Raw genomic sequence first — 14,626 nt, 5'->3', positions numbered from 1 at the left:
TAAGAACACAATAATAGCAAGTATTAATTGAATTTTAATTTGGAACTAAGGATAAATTCTTGGTTTTTATCAAGGGTAATAAGAAAGCGTTTATGGGGAATTAGTTCCTCTTTAATAATTGCTTGCGCTAACATTGTTTCAATATGATGTTGGAGATAACGTTTAATTGGGCGTGCTCCAAATGCTTCATCATAGGCATCTTTTAAGATTTTATCGATGATTTGTGGGTCATAGAATAGTTGTAAATTTTTTTCTTGTTTTAACCGTAGTAAGAGATTATCTAATTCTTTGGTAATAATTTCTTTGACTACTTGTTTGCTTAATGCATTGAAAACAATAATTTCATCAATTCTGTTAATAAATTCAGGACGTAATGATTGTTTTAAAATCGCTAAAGCCTGTTCTTGACGATTATCTTTACCACTAAGCAGAGGTTGGGAACCAAGATTAGAGGTCATAATGATAATGGTATTTTTAAAGTCAACTAAGAAACCTTGACTATCAGTAATCCGACCTTCATCTAAGATTTGTAATAAGATATTTAAAACATCAGGGTGAGCTTTTTCTACTTCATCAAATAAAACAATACTGTAAGGATTTCTTCTAACTTTTTCTGTTAATTGGCCACCATTTTCAAACCCAATGTAACCCGGAGGTGAACCTAATAGTTTACTTACGGCATGTTTTTCCATAAACTCGGACATATCAATGCGAACCATGTTTTTTTCACTATCAAATAGTGTATCAGCTAATGTTCTTGCAACTTCGGTTTTACCAACACCAGTTGGTCCTAAGAAAATAAATGAACCAATCGGACGGTTAGGGTCTTTAATGCCTGCTCGGGCACGAATTAAGGCATCACTTACTAATTTTAAAGCATTACTTTGTCCTTTAACTCTTGCATTAAGAATATAAGGTAAGTTTAATAGTTTATCTTTTTCACTCTCTAATAATCGAGCAACAGGAATACCAGTTCACTTGGCAACTACCATTGCAATATCATCATTAGTTACGTCTTCACGTAATAAAGGATTATCTTTTTTAATGTCATCATTATCTTTTAAAACCTTTTCCAGATTAGGAATAATACTATATTGTAACTCACCAGCTTTAGCAAAATTACCTGCTAGTTGGTAAATTTCTAATTGTGATTTAGCATTTTCTAACTGATTTTTTAAACTTGTAATGTGGTCTAATGCAGCTTTTTCTGTACTTCATTTACTTTCTAGTTGTGTTAATTTTATTTTCTTAATAATTAATTCTTTGTTAATTTCTTGTAAACGAGTTTGGGAATTTTCATCTTTTTCTTTGGTTAATGCAGCTTTTTCAATTTCTAGTTGTAAAACTTTTCTCCGTAATTCATCTAAAGTACTAGGAACGGAAGCAATTTCAGTTTTAATACTAGCACAAGCTTCATCAATTAAGTCAATTGCCTTGTCAGGGAGATAGCGATTGTTAATATATTTATTAGATAAGAAAACAGCTTCACGTAAGGCACTATCATGGATTTTGACACCATGGTAAGCTTCGTAACGTTCTTTTAAACCACGTAAGATCGCAATCGTATCTTCTGTTGATGGTTCTTTAATTGTCATTTTGCGGAAGCGACGTTCTAAAGCAGCATCTTTTTCAATGTATTGACGGTATTCATCTAAGGTGGTAGCACCAATACAACGTAATTCACCACGCGCTAACATGGGTTTTAATAAATTAGAAGCATCCATGGCTCCTTGGGTACGTCCAGCACCAACAATTAAATGTAACTCGTCAATAAAAAGAATGATTTGTCCATCAGAGTTTTTAACTTTGTTAATAACTGCTTTTAAACGTTCTTCAAATTCACCTTGGAATTTAGCACCAGCGATTAAGGCACCCATGTCTAGTTCATAAATGATTTTATCTTTTAAGTTACTAGGAACATCACCACGAACTATGCGTTGAGCAAGACCTTCAATAATAGCAGTTTTACCAATTCCTGGTAAACCAATTAGCACTGGGTTATTTTTGGTTTTACGAGAGAGGATTTCTTCTACTTTACGAATGTCTTCATCGCGACCGATAATTGGATCCATTTTTCCGATTTTAGCTTGGGCAATAAGATTGCGAGCAAATTTATCAAGAATTTGGGGGTCATTGTTGTAATTAGGGATTTCATTTAGTTGCATAATATCACTCCTTACTTAGCACTGTTGTTAGGTGATTGCTAAATCAAATAATATAATAACAAAAAAAATTAGCAATTTCAAGTAGTAACTGCTATTTTTTTTGTTTAATGTGTTATATTTTGATTTAAGTAAGAACTTTTTGAATAATTTGAGGATTGGTACTAATCCCTTCACTATTAACTATGGAGTTAATCTTAATTAGTAATTTTGTAAAACTAAGTTAGACAGATTACTGAATAGTCTCCTTGTGTTGATGGAATTTCTTGATTATTTTCAATATAGCGCAAATATTCATCAACTTTTTCAACATTTAAAAATTCTAATGAACCAATAATCGTTTCTGGACTATCAGTTTCAGTAATAACTGTATCTGATGTTTGACCAATTTCTTGTAAATATTTCATAATGTCATCACCACCTGTGACATCTCCAACTATTCATAGATTTAATTCGTCATTAAGTAAATTCTGTTTATGCTGTTTTTTGTGAATTTATTTCAATTACTTGTTGCGTTACTAATTGTCAGTTTTCTTCAACAATTCCAAAAAATTGATTTTGTGCTTGCTCTTGGGTGTTGGTTGGAGTTGTAGAACTCTGATATTCGTTGACTGATGGGGAATGTGTTCATTGATTTTCTTGATTATTTTCACGATAGTGAAAATAATCATCAAGTTCTTGAAAATTTATAGGTGGAGATGATGAATTACTTGTGCTTGGCACATCAGGTGATAATAATTCATGACCTGTTAGTAGTAGACTTTGATTTATAATTCCGGCAGTTTGTGCTGAATTAGTTGTTTTTAATACTTCTATTTGGTCTTTTTTTTGCTTGATAACGTGTTTGATCATATGCTTTTTTTCTTTCTTTTTTTGCTTTTGTCATTCTTCATATACTTATGGATTAGTTTGATTTTGTGTTCTAGGCATTCTTTCTCCATTCTAATTATTGAAAACACCCTAATTTAATAACAATAGAAAAATATTGCCATTCCAATTACTTATAATTTTTATTTATAAGATAATAATAACCATATTTTCTATAATTATTCAATGGATGAAAGCACACTATTTAGAACTTTAATGTTAAGTGCGAATATACTGCACCCCCAACTGCTAACAAGGGAATAACCAAAAACCTGTTTTACTTGACAAGTTCATAAAACAGGTTTTATTAGTTTTTCTTAAAATTGATAAATAACGTGTTTTCAGGGTCATTAGAGTGATAAAACATTTTTTAATACAAAAACTTTTGTAAGTGATATTCTATCAATATAGTAATGAGAATTAACCATTATGATTTTGTAGTATGCTTTCCCAACTTTTACACTTTTTAGAACATTAGGATGAACAGTATACTCCTCAACTTCTCGAATATAACCTTTTTTACTAGTTTTATCTTTATTATCAAAACTCTTAATAATTTTTGGTCTTAACTCATTATCCCCCTAAAGCAAGATTTTGAATTGTTTGTTGAATTAAAATAGATCAATTATAAATTTCTTTTTTCAATATTTTTTAACTCTTTTTCTAAACTACTTATCTATTTATATTACTAGGATAATTTTTTTGCATAGATAGATACACCTCTTATTCCTACTTTACTTGACAAGTTCAGTTTTAAGGGATTTATTTTCTTGTGCTACTTCAATAAACTTATTCCTTAAAATATGATTATTCTCAATGGTATCGTATTTAAGTTTAATTTATGTTTTGAACTGATTTTGTAAATTTTTCTTTTCCTTAGTAAGATTATATAAATCTTTTTTAGTTTTTTGAGTTCTTGATTTTTAAGATCTAATTCTGTTTGTAATCTTTTTTATATCTTCAGCAACTTTAAAATGTTCTTTCCAAACATTTAGTTCTGTTTGCAAATCTTCTTTTTCACTAACCTATGAATATATTATTATCATCAAGTTGATTTTTGTCGTTTATAACTTTTTGATAATCGTTTTTTAAAAGACTATTGACTGATTGTAAACTGTACCATGTTTTTTAAAATTGAATCTAAACTATAGTTTAGATTCGTAACTTCATTAGATAATCTTTCTATTTCAAGGTCTGGTCTGCTTCAACTGCTGGATTTAAAGAATAAAACTTATTTAATACTTAGTCCATTTAGAAGTGTTCGGAACTTGGGTTGCATTTTTTCTTTTCTCTTGCTATTCATGTTCAGCTTTATTTGCAGCATTACGTATTTCTTTATCTTCCATTTCTTGAGCAATCATTTCATTTCTTTCTGCTAACTTTTTTTGAAAATGTTTTTTGTCATCTTCATTCATTTTTAATGATACCTCCTTGAAATTAAATTCTCATATTTTTAGTTGGTGATTTTTTTCTAAGATCTAGTTTAGTTTTATCATTTTCTGTTGGTTCTTGTCATAATTTACTTATATCTTCTAGCATCTCTCCTTGTTTAAATCTTTCTCATGGTTCTTTAAGCTGATAAAAAAGTTCATCACACATCATAATAGAGTTATTGTTTTCAGATTGTTTAAAGATTTCTTTTATTTCTTCTATATTTTCAGATTTTAAAGATTTTGTAAACTCAATTATTTCATTTCAATTTGCATTTCCATGGTCAATTTTTTCTTTATAAGTTTTTGCAAAATTTTGTTTTTGCAAAATTTTCTTATTTTCTGTAAATTTTTCGCTCAATTCTGTTCATAAATTTTCAAAATCTTTATTTTTATTTCTTTCTAAAATTTGTTGAAAACTAATTAAAATTCGTTCTTGTTTGGCTTCAGGGGTTAAAGTTAAACAAATTTCTCTTATTAATTCATTATATTTTTGATTTTGTTTTACCTTTTCATTTTCTAACCTTTCTATCTTTTCTTCATATGATGTTTTCCTTTTTTTGAATACTCAATCTACTATTCTATTTCTTATATTATTTCATGGAATAGCAATAAAACCTAAAACAATTGAAACACCAATAGCTATTGGTTTAATAGCAACAATACCTAAAATTATAGCAGTAGGGACTAATCCTAATGTTGTACTAAAATGTCAATCGTTAATTTTAGTTTTTCTTGTTTTATATTAATATTTTCTATAAAATCTGATAATGGTGTCTTAATAAGGGTTACATTGTTAGTTTCTTCTGTTTTAATTCATTGTTCTTTATTTTTAACCATTTGCAAAAATTCATCATAACTCAAACGGCTAATTTGTTGTACTACATTGTCTTTTTCAAGAAAAATTATAAGTTTTAAAATTTCTCTTTTTTCATCATTATGAAGTCCTAATACTAAAACAGGTTTGTCATTAATTTTTATTATTTCCTCATAAATAAAATCATCTTTTTCTATAATAGTAATAACTGTTTTATATTGATAATATCTTATATCTTCTAAATCATTTTCATATTTAAAGGTTTTACCATTATGAAAATTTTCTTCATGTTCTATTAATTTTTTAGCAAATTCTTCTGGATTAGAAATACTTAATTCTTCTTCTAATATAGTATTGGTTTTTGAAAAATTCATTTTTTTACCTCCTTGAAATTATATTATTAACAAATATTAAGAATTTTATAATGTATAACTAGTGGAACCATATGAGAGGCAATCCTCTTCTCTCTCATTAGAAACATACTTGACTTTATCATCAAAATCTTTTTTATTATTTCCTAGTATAATTCATCTCCAATCAGAAAAAGTCTATGACAAATACTAACACCTGTCATAGACTTTTAAGTAATTTATTTTATTTTTTACACATATAACTATAAAATATGTATGGGAACATAACTATGTTGTCGATTATCATTCATTAATTGTCTTAAAATTATAAAGTTAGACGAGAATAATTGAGACTAAGTTATGTAATTGTATATTAATCTTAGCACTCAGAAAATATAAGTCAACAATAATACTTACTTTTACAAATCAAAAATTCTTATTAAAGTTTCCTTTCATAAGTTTTATGTTATTTTTTGATTTTTTAATTTATAATAACTGTATTTCCGTATTTATTTTATAACATTTAAAATTAACCATTTTTGTATACATATCAATATTATAGGTTCTGCTACCAATCATGTGTTTTAATATTTGTTTAATATTAGTTTCGGTAAAACAACCGATATTTTCAACTAATGCTTGATTAAATACTCCTTCTTTTGCATTAATAAAATAACCAACTTTTAATTTTTTATATTTTAAAGTTAATGATTGTAAAAAAACAATTAATTCATCATATTGACCTTTTGCAAATAAATTTTGTGCATATTCATAATGAAATTTAGCAATTTTATCTTTTCTTCTTCCAACCATAATTCCAAGATATAAAACGTGAAAAGCATGAAATTTATCTAAAATAAATTTAGCATTTAAAATGTTAGCTGTTTTTCTAATTCATTGTGCACTGTCTCCACATACAATTAAATTTGCTTGGTCAAAATTTTCATAAAATAAATTACCATATTTTTTAATTAATTGTGCAGTTTTATCTGCACCAATTTTTGTTTTTGTTAATCTGATTTTACAAGTAGCTCTTTTATTAATTAATTTTCCATTTTTCTTTTTACCAGTACAAAATACTAGTAATCTCATAGAACATTTTTTACAATTTTTACTATTATGTTTATCATTAAACTTAAATTTTCGATGTCCATCATCAATATTTATATATAAAGTTTTTTTGATTCTAATGGTATTTTAGGAATATTAATTTTTGGTAATTAAAATTTTTGAAATTTTCTACAAACAAGTACTATTACTTATTAAATCTTCTATAAAAGTATCACAAATATCACGATATCTTTTACCATCAGTAAAATATTTTAAAATTTGTTTAATCACATCAGGTGCAAGTTTACTATACTTTTTAACACCAAGATAGAAATCTAACAATGGGACGAATTAACTTTTAGTTCAGTTAATGATAGAGCAGTAGCAAGTGGTCAAAATACGCTTGATTATGTACAATATGCAAGTCCAGGTAGTGGTTATGCTTTCCCCTACTATTCAAAATAGTTTAGTAACGTTAAATCGTACTTTAATGCGTGATATTGGAGTTAGATATAGTCATAGACAATCTTATGGTTTAGAATTATTATCTAGTTGTTATTATTATGGTAGACCTATAATACAAGGTCAAGCACCTAATCAAATTAATAATAATGAAATATTTGAACAAAAAGTATTTGCTTCAAGAATATTATTTATTGCTGGTAATAATGACCATTCAAATACATCAGTTAAAAATAATGGTGGTTTATTAGCAGGTATTAATGATAAAATAACTACTAATAGTCATCCAGAAACTACATTTTATAATTTAATGGATGCAAAACCTACTGGATATCTTAATTTTAAAAATTGAAAAGAATGATTATCAACTAGTTTAAATTTACAAGCAAATTTATTTGTTACAAAAGATTTTAAAGGTATGTTAGCATTTGATAAAACAAAAGCAACTAATAGTAATGGTACAGCAATTGGAGAAGCTAAATTCTTTTGAGATAGTGAATGAAATATTAATAATATCTCTGGTAATTATAATGTAGATATGTCTAGTAATTTTAAATATAAAGACCCAGATACTAATTTAATTATTGGTTCACCAACTGTAGATTATTCAAAAATAAGTCAAAAATATATGAGTGCTATATTAAATTTTAATTCAGTAGTATTTAGTAGTTTAATACAAATGCCTTATGATAGTGTACAATGATTACCTTTTGCTTCAAGTGATATACCATTAATTGGTAAATTATTAAATGTTTTAAGTTTAGGTATTCCAATTGGTTTTATTATTAATCAAAATAATCAACAATATAAAAAAATGTTATATTTTAATGGTTTTATGTCAGCATTTTTTACAAATAATTTAGAAAATATTATTGGTAATGGTGGTTTAATTCCATTAAATGCTTTTGCTAATGAAAATGCTTTTGCTATTGGTAAATTATTAGGTGCTAATGTTTCTACAACTGCTATGACTATGAAATTAACTGATAGAATATCAGTATACAGTATATCCATGAGACCCTAAAACTGGTCATAAATTAAAAACAAAAGAACAAATAAGTACAGTTGATTTATCACAAAAGAAAAATAATAAAGTTTATATTTTAGCAGAAGATACTGAATTTTTAGATATAGCAAGTCCATTAACTAACTTAGACACAGAAATGCAATGAAATCCAACAAGTAATGGTGTTAGTGATAGTTCTAATTATGCATACATTATTGATACAATTGTAACTCAATCATTACATCAAGGTGAAGAAAGACATACATTTTATAGTGATAATCCATTTACTTATCAAGGTGATTATAATGAACTTTCAATAGCACAATTTAGATATAAAAATAAAGGAGCATTAACTAGTAATGCTTTTAATTGAACTACTTTATATAAATTAAATCATGATGAATATAAAGAAACTGAAGAAACTACATTTAGTTATCCAGCAAATATCTTACCACCAAGTCCACAAAATATAGCAAAACAAATAGTTATTATTCCAAGTAATCCTACATACAGTACTTAATTACCAGTAGAAAATTTATTTAGTATAGGTAATGATAATAAGTTACAATATTCACCTTATAATTGAAATAGTTATGTAGCACCAAAAATTAAACCCTTAGAAATTGATTTAGATATTCAATCTAAATTAGACCCTACATTATTAATAAAGAATTTTGAAGACTTACAAAGATATTACAAAAGTATTGATATTTATATTTCTTGAAATTATAAAACAAATGAATATAAAAGTAAAAAAGCAGACTTTTTAAATACAACAGAAAAATTTATTTTAAAGAATAATACAGAAATGTTTTCATATAGTTTAAAAGAATTACAGTATTATAGTGAGAATAAAACATTTGATATTAAAATAAGTAATATAATACATCCTTATCAAGCAGGAAATTATGAAGAATATTTTGGATTAGCAACTATTAGTAAAAAGGTTAATAATACTAATCAATTAAATTTAATAAAAAAAATAAAAAATGAATTTCTATTATTTACAAAAAAGGATTAAAACATAAAAAATTTAATATATTGATAAATGAATTAAATTTTGATTTAATAAAAAATCCAGATAAAAGTTTAGGTTATTTTTTTCTTAAAAGTAAAAAAATTAAACAAAATTGAATAAGAATAAAGTTAGAAAATAATAATTTATTATTTGAAATAGATCCTAAATTTGATATTACCCCTTTATTTTCGTCATTAACAAAAAAAATTACCATAAATTATGATAACTTTTTTAACACGATTAATAAAATTAAAAAGTTATAACCCCACAATCTTAAATATTAATGTATAATATAATTAATCTATTAAGTATCATTTTTGTTACTATCATTAATTTTTATTAATGATATTTTTTTATTTTTTTATGATAAGATATATAAAGATTTGTATTAGTTTATAAATCATTCAATTTTATTAAAAATTCTCACAACGGATGTTTTATAAATGAATATTTCATATAATTTTTATGTTAAAAAGATTTTTTATGCTTGTTATGTTAAAAATGTTGTTTTACCAATTGATGTTTTGAATAATGAAAGAAATAGATTAGGTATTAAGAATGTTGGTAATAATAGTAAGTTAAGACATAATAATGTTCGTACTAAATCTAAATTAATTCAAAAAGCATTACATAATTTTTATGATGCTAAGGTTTTAAGTTTTTTAACTTTGACTTATCAGCAAAATGAAACTGATATTAGAAAAGCAAAAAAAGATATTCGTTTGTTTTTTATTTTATTAAAGCGTTGATGAAATGACCCTATTCGTGCTAAATATATGGGTGAATTAAAGCATTTTTATGTTTATGAATATCAAAAGCGTGGAGCAGTACATTTTCATGTAGTTTTTAATCGCAAAATACCTTATAGTATGATATTTCAGTGATGACCGTATGCTCAAAAATCGGGTATTAAATTAATTGTTGTTAAAAAAGGTACTAATGAATTTGTTGTTAAGTATTTAAGTAAGTATGTAACAAAGGTGCAAGAGAATATTAAGTCTTTAAATCAAAAAGATGTTGGTGTTCAAGCGTATGCTTTTAGTCGTAATTGTAAAAACCCAATTGTAGTTCGTGGTGTTAAAACTTTACTGTTACAAGATTTAGTTAAAGCGTGTGAAAAAGCAAAAGAATTTTATTTATTTAAAACTAAGAAAAATGAACAAGGTGTCACTTATTTAATTGGTGGAAGTTATGATTATAATGTTGTTGATGATTATTTTAAAGATTTTCAGCAATATGTAAGTTTAGAAAGTTTACGGTTTAGGTATTGGTTGAAAAATGAATTTAATAGAAATGAAATTTTAGATTTTTTATATAAAGTTTTTGATAAAAGTAAAATTGAAAAAGTATTTTTGCAAAAAAGAATTTTACATTAGTATTTTTGTGGTAAATATTTTTTATATTTGTATTATTTTTCGTTTTTGGTATAATTTCACTGTGTAAGTACTATTATTTTTGTTGTGAGGAGTAATAGTGCTTACTATTTTTAATTAAGTTTTTAATTGCTTTTTTAAAAAGATATGGTAATATTAAATCATAAATTTATATTATTCTTAGTTAGTTTTTAAGGTGATATTTGATTTATTTGAATTGGTTAACAATTCCTCACAACGGATAGTTAAATATTAATATTAAGAGCTTTTTTTATTTATAATTTAATTACTTAATTGTTTGCCAATTCTTTTATTATTTTTTATTAAAATTTATAGAAAGGATTGGCAATTTTTATGTTTAAAACACAGTTAGTTAATATTGAAAAAGATAAGATTATACCTGATAAAAATAATCAAGGTAAGACTTTAAATTTTGATGTTTTGACTTTTTTAGAAATAAATAAACAAACTAATTTTCCTACTGGTAAAGTAAGAGATAAGTGGTATAACCCATTAGTTGTTAATGATTTTTCAAAATATTTACATAAATTAACTTTAAAAGTTGGTAATTATTATAATTTAGTTTTGGATTTATCTGGCACTATTGTAGATATTACTGAATGAAAATAATTAAAATAAAAATTGAATAGGGGGCATATACATACTTTTTTGTGTATTTTGCCCCCATATATGCAAATTAGTATTTACATGCCTCCTATAAAAATATGGAGGTTTTATTTATGCCTAATGAATTAGAGCAAACTAGTAATTATACTTTAACTAAGATTTTAAGAACGGGATTAAGTCCATTAAGTGCAATGCTTGGAGTTGGTGCTTATTATGGTCAATATTTAAAAGACCCAATATTAGGCAGTATTAATTCTTTATTATTTAGTAAGAAATTAGGAATTGATATATGGAATATTAATCAAAGACCTACTACTAGAAATAAAGTTATTAATAGTTATAAAAAAATATTTTTGGGTTTGGGAACAATTGGTTTAATAAATTATGCTAAGTTTGTTCAATATGTAGATAAGTTTGTGTCTTTATTAAAAGATGAACCTTGTTTTTGACCACCTTGCCCTACTGAACCACCTAAACCAACGTATCCACCATTTACAACTGTTAAACCTATTATTGATGTACCTTTTGTAGATTGAGATACTTATATATCTTTAAATAGTTTTGGTATAGCAAATGTTATTAGTGGTTTAACTGAGTTAATTCCTAATCGTTTTGAGAGTATAAGAAAGATTTGCAATATGGCAACTGGTGGGTGTTTGATTAGTAGTGGTGTGGCTATGGGTATTAATAATGATTTTAGTAATTATTTTGTTATTCCTACTATTATTGCTGGTGCAAGTGAGATTGTTAATACTTTATTATTGCCGTTAGGAAATACACATAATAATACAGAGTTACAAGAAGTCTTTACTGATGAAAGAGCAAGGTTAATTAATTCTAGTGTTAATGATTATCAAAGTGTAGATGATGATATGGTGGAAGTTGATTTAAACTATAGTATGTCGGAGATTAATTTAGATAGAGCAAGTTTAAATTGGGATTATTCTTATGCTTATACTTTAGGTGGTGTTTAAAATGGATATGAAAGAGATAGTTAAATATTTAGCGTATATGGGTGGTTTTGGTCTTATTCTTTGATTTTCTCGTAATTGAATACGTGAGGGTATTCAAAAATTGAAACATAAAAAACATGTAAAGGAAAATGATAGTGACCCTGATTGTTTATATTGTCGTAAAGATTTTGAAAAGAAAAAACGTAGATTGGAAATGGAAAAACAACAAAAAGAATTAGAGAAAGGGGGTGATTAATATGCCAAAAGGACTTGATGCACTACTAACAATGATTGGTGGTGTAGGACAACAATTATTAGATGCTTTTACTTATATTTTTGGTTGAGTATTTACTGTTGATGCAGGTGGAACTCTTGCAAATTGACCGGTATTAATTTCAATTATATTTATGGTTCTTGTGTTTATTAAACAATTTGTGGGTCATATTATTCATGGTACTCATTAATAATTAGAAAGGAATTAAGCAAATGGTAAAGTTATTTTTTAGTTTAGTTTTTGTTTTACCTTTGTTAGGTAAACTTTTACCAACTGTTAATACATTAGTGCAAACTATTTATATGCAGTATCTAAGTTCTTTTACTGGTTTACATACTGTGACACTTTTTATTAAGTCGTTCTTTTATGATAGTTTGTATACTTTGCCTTTGCCAATCCTTGCTTTAATAAATGTTAGTTTTGTTTTTTATTTAATTTTAGGATTATTTAGATTTACGAGACATTAGGAAGTGGAATTATGTTTATACCTTTTATTTCAACAGTAATGAAATTATTTAGTCAAATATTTATGAAGTTTTTTAGTTTTCCAATTGGTGACTTAGGTTTTAATTTAGGTACGTTAATGGTGTTTTTAATTTTGCTTAGATTTGCATTTAGAGTGATTTTACCTGAATTAATGTTACCAACATTACGCTTAGGTTATGGTGTTAAGAGAATTGGTAAGGCTTCTGTTTCAGTTGGTAAAGCAATTGCTAAGGGTCATAAGCAAACACAAGATGTTAGTGGAATTAATATAGGTGATTAGTTATGTCTGATTTTGTTGTTAGTATTTTGCATTTTATTTTTATATTTTCTAGTAATGATATTGCTGTATTTTTAAATCAAGTAAATGTTACTGATGAAGTATATATTTTGTTTAATTTAACTTTTTGGTTAGTATTAGGTGTATTTTTTAATTTTATTTATCGTAGTATTAAATTTGTTTTTAGATTATTGTTTGGGTAGGTGTTAGTATGAGTGTTTGAGATATTTACAATCAAATACATCAATGTATAGTTGATTATTGAACTATGTTTATAGGTAGTCCGGTTGATGATTTTACTACTATTTTATGGAATTTAGTAGTTTATGGTACACAGTTTTTTATTGGATTTGTTTTATTTTATGGTTCATGGTGAATTTTAAAGTGTTTATTTGGTAAATAATTATGTGATTTAAGTTTGCTAAATTATTTTTAATTGTAAATACTTCTGTTCAAGCACCTACTTCTTTGATTGTTTCAAATGACCCTAATGTTGTTAATTACGATATTACAAAAGAAATGGTTAAGCATGTTAAATATCATAGTTTTGATGATTGAGCAACAATCCCATGAAATTCTGCTTATTTTGATGTTGACCAACCAGATTTAAAATTAGTTTCTGGTGATTTTGTGGGTAATGGTGAAGGTAATTATTGGTGTGATTATTATAGTGATACTGTTGGTGTTGCATCACAAAGTATAAGTATGGGTACTGGTGTTTATGAATTTAATACAAGTCAATTAGATGATATTTCACGTATTATGTTTAATCATAATTTTGTTTCTAATGGTTCTAATAATGATATGCAATTTTTTAATAATGGTAGTCAACTTGTTAATTTTCAAACACAGTTAAATTTTGAAATTGATAAACCATTAAGTTTTTATATTCAAGGTTTTATGTTTTATTTTCAATACCAAGATTTTAGAACTTTTACAGCTAATTTTACTTTTAGTTTTTTAGATAATATTGGTAATACTAAGTATGTTTTTAAAGGTAAAGTAGATAATGATGTGTATAGTCAAGATTTATATAATTTTGTTACTTTGCCTATTCGCGTTCCTAATTTAAGACATTTAACAGTATTTTTTGATATTCATGGTGAAACAATTAGACAAGGTTTTTCTCCACAATTACATTTTGGTCAAATTAATATTTTTTCAAGTGAAAATATAACACCAGTACCACCAATTAGTCCATTTAACCCTGAGTATGAACGTGTTAGTTGATATGATGTTTTTGGTCATTTACGTAATGCTTTTAGATGATTATTATTTGGTGTTGTTGGTAAACTTTTACCAGTAGAACCATTAAGAGAGTTTTTTGCTAAGATTGATGGTTTATTAAGACATATTTTTGATGATACTATTAGTTCTGTTTTAAATGTTGATTTTACTAGTGGTTTAGAACAAGTATTAACTTTATGAGTATTTTTAAAAGCAGTTGGGTTTTTAATTGGTTAGGAGTGAAAGA

At 25.8% G+C, this 14,626-nt stretch carries 20 protein-coding genes; 13 read left to right on the top strand and 7 right to left on the bottom strand.

Annotated features, from left to right (window positions below):
* Positions 1–23: 23 nt before the first annotated feature.
* The 7 genes from AAHM98_RS02960 to AAHM98_RS02930 form a co-directional block, all read right to left on the bottom strand.
* On the bottom strand, positions 24–2,165 hold the full coding sequence (locus tag AAHM98_RS02960) for an ATP-dependent Clp protease ATP-binding subunit (protein ID WP_342276989.1): 2,142 nt from the start codon (positions 2,163–2,165) through the stop codon (positions 24–26).
* 215 nt (positions 2,166–2,380) lie between these two features.
* Positions 2,381–2,569 (bottom strand): hypothetical protein, encoded by a 189-nt coding sequence (locus AAHM98_RS02955; RefSeq protein ID WP_342276988.1) that lies wholly within the window; start codon positions 2,567–2,569, stop codon positions 2,381–2,383.
* 67 nt (positions 2,570–2,636) lie between these two features.
* Positions 2,637–3,014, bottom strand: a complete 378-nt coding sequence (locus tag AAHM98_RS02950; protein WP_342276987.1) for a hypothetical protein — start codon at positions 3,012–3,014, stop codon at positions 2,637–2,639.
* A gap of 1,452 nt (positions 3,015–4,466) precedes the next feature.
* Positions 4,467–4,820 carry a hypothetical protein gene (locus tag AAHM98_RS02945; RefSeq protein WP_342276986.1) on the bottom strand — a complete coding sequence of 118 codons (354 nt, stop codon included), beginning with the start codon at positions 4,818–4,820 and terminating at the stop codon, positions 4,467–4,469.
* 332 nt (positions 4,821–5,152) lie between these two features.
* The gene (locus AAHM98_RS02940; protein ID WP_342276985.1) at positions 5,153–5,650 is read right to left on the bottom strand and encodes a hypothetical protein; all 498 of its coding nucleotides are present in this window, start codon (positions 5,648–5,650) and stop codon (positions 5,153–5,155) included.
* A 462-nt stretch (positions 5,651–6,112) separates the two neighbouring features.
* Entirely contained in the window at positions 6,113–6,718 is a 606-nt protein-coding gene (locus tag AAHM98_RS02935; RefSeq protein ID WP_342276984.1) for a hypothetical protein, read from the bottom strand.
* A gap of 147 nt (positions 6,719–6,865) precedes the next feature.
* Complete coding sequence (locus AAHM98_RS02930; protein WP_342276392.1) at positions 6,866–7,018, bottom strand: hypothetical protein; 153 nt, start codon at positions 7,016–7,018, stop codon at positions 6,866–6,868.
* Between the two features lie 76 nt (positions 7,019–7,094).
* Here AAHM98_RS02930 and AAHM98_RS02925 point away from each other — a divergent pair, with 76 nt between their 5' ends.
* From AAHM98_RS02925 to AAHM98_RS02865, 13 genes are all read left to right on the top strand, one after another.
* The gene (locus AAHM98_RS02925; RefSeq protein ID WP_342276983.1) at positions 7,095–8,162 is read left to right on the top strand and encodes a hypothetical protein; all 1,068 of its coding nucleotides are present in this window, start codon (positions 7,095–7,097) and stop codon (positions 8,160–8,162) included.
* A 139-nt stretch (positions 8,163–8,301) separates the two neighbouring features.
* Positions 8,302–8,664: a hypothetical protein gene (locus AAHM98_RS02920; protein ID WP_342276982.1), complete on the top strand. Its 363-nt coding sequence runs from the start codon at positions 8,302–8,304 to the stop codon at positions 8,662–8,664.
* A gap of 288 nt (positions 8,665–8,952) precedes the next feature.
* The gene (locus AAHM98_RS02915) at positions 8,953–9,165 is read left to right on the top strand and encodes a hypothetical protein (RefSeq protein WP_342276981.1); all 213 of its coding nucleotides are present in this window, start codon (positions 8,953–8,955) and stop codon (positions 9,163–9,165) included.
* A 440-nt stretch (positions 9,166–9,605) separates the two neighbouring features.
* Positions 9,606–10,538, top strand: coding sequence for a rolling circle replication-associated protein (locus AAHM98_RS02910; protein ID WP_342276980.1), 933 nt, complete (start codon positions 9,606–9,608; stop codon positions 10,536–10,538).
* 351 nt (positions 10,539–10,889) lie between these two features.
* Positions 10,890–11,165 (top strand): hypothetical protein, encoded by a 276-nt coding sequence (locus AAHM98_RS02905; RefSeq protein ID WP_342276979.1) that lies wholly within the window; start codon positions 10,890–10,892, stop codon positions 11,163–11,165.
* Between the two features lie 110 nt (positions 11,166–11,275).
* The gene (locus tag AAHM98_RS02900) at positions 11,276–12,136 is read left to right on the top strand and encodes a hypothetical protein (protein WP_342276978.1); all 861 of its coding nucleotides are present in this window, start codon (positions 11,276–11,278) and stop codon (positions 12,134–12,136) included.
* 1 nt (position 12,137) lies between these two features.
* Positions 12,138–12,371: a hypothetical protein gene (locus tag AAHM98_RS02895; RefSeq protein ID WP_342276977.1), complete on the top strand. Its 234-nt coding sequence runs from the start codon at positions 12,138–12,140 to the stop codon at positions 12,369–12,371.
* Position 12,372: 1 nt separating this feature from the next.
* On the top strand, positions 12,373–12,579 hold the full coding sequence (locus AAHM98_RS02890; RefSeq protein ID WP_342276976.1) for a hypothetical protein: 207 nt from the start codon (positions 12,373–12,375) through the stop codon (positions 12,577–12,579).
* Positions 12,580–12,601: 22 nt separating this feature from the next.
* Positions 12,602–12,856 (top strand): hypothetical protein, encoded by a 255-nt coding sequence (locus AAHM98_RS02885; protein WP_342276008.1) that lies wholly within the window; start codon positions 12,602–12,604, stop codon positions 12,854–12,856.
* Between the two features lie 11 nt (positions 12,857–12,867).
* Entirely contained in the window at positions 12,868–13,155 is a 288-nt protein-coding gene (locus AAHM98_RS02880; protein ID WP_342276975.1) for a hypothetical protein, read from the top strand.
* A gap of 2 nt (positions 13,156–13,157) precedes the next feature.
* Positions 13,158–13,355 carry a hypothetical protein gene (locus AAHM98_RS02875; RefSeq protein WP_342276974.1) on the top strand — a complete coding sequence of 66 codons (198 nt, stop codon included), beginning with the start codon at positions 13,158–13,160 and terminating at the stop codon, positions 13,353–13,355.
* A gap of 8 nt (positions 13,356–13,363) precedes the next feature.
* Positions 13,364–13,555 carry a hypothetical protein gene (locus tag AAHM98_RS02870; RefSeq protein WP_342276973.1) on the top strand — a complete coding sequence of 64 codons (192 nt, stop codon included), beginning with the start codon at positions 13,364–13,366 and terminating at the stop codon, positions 13,553–13,555.
* A 2-nt stretch (positions 13,556–13,557) separates the two neighbouring features.
* Entirely contained in the window at positions 13,558–14,616 is a 1,059-nt protein-coding gene (locus AAHM98_RS02865; RefSeq protein WP_342276972.1) for a hypothetical protein, read from the top strand.
* The last annotated feature ends 10 nt before the right edge of the window (positions 14,617–14,626 follow it).

This window comes from Spiroplasma endosymbiont of Nebria brevicollis (assembly GCF_964030895.1).
In the GTDB taxonomy this organism is placed as follows: Bacteria; Bacillota_I; Bacilli_A; order Mycoplasmatales; family VBWQ01; genus Spiroplasma_E.
Note: the sequence above shows the minus strand (reverse complement) of the source record. Positions and strands in the feature narration are given on the sequence as shown.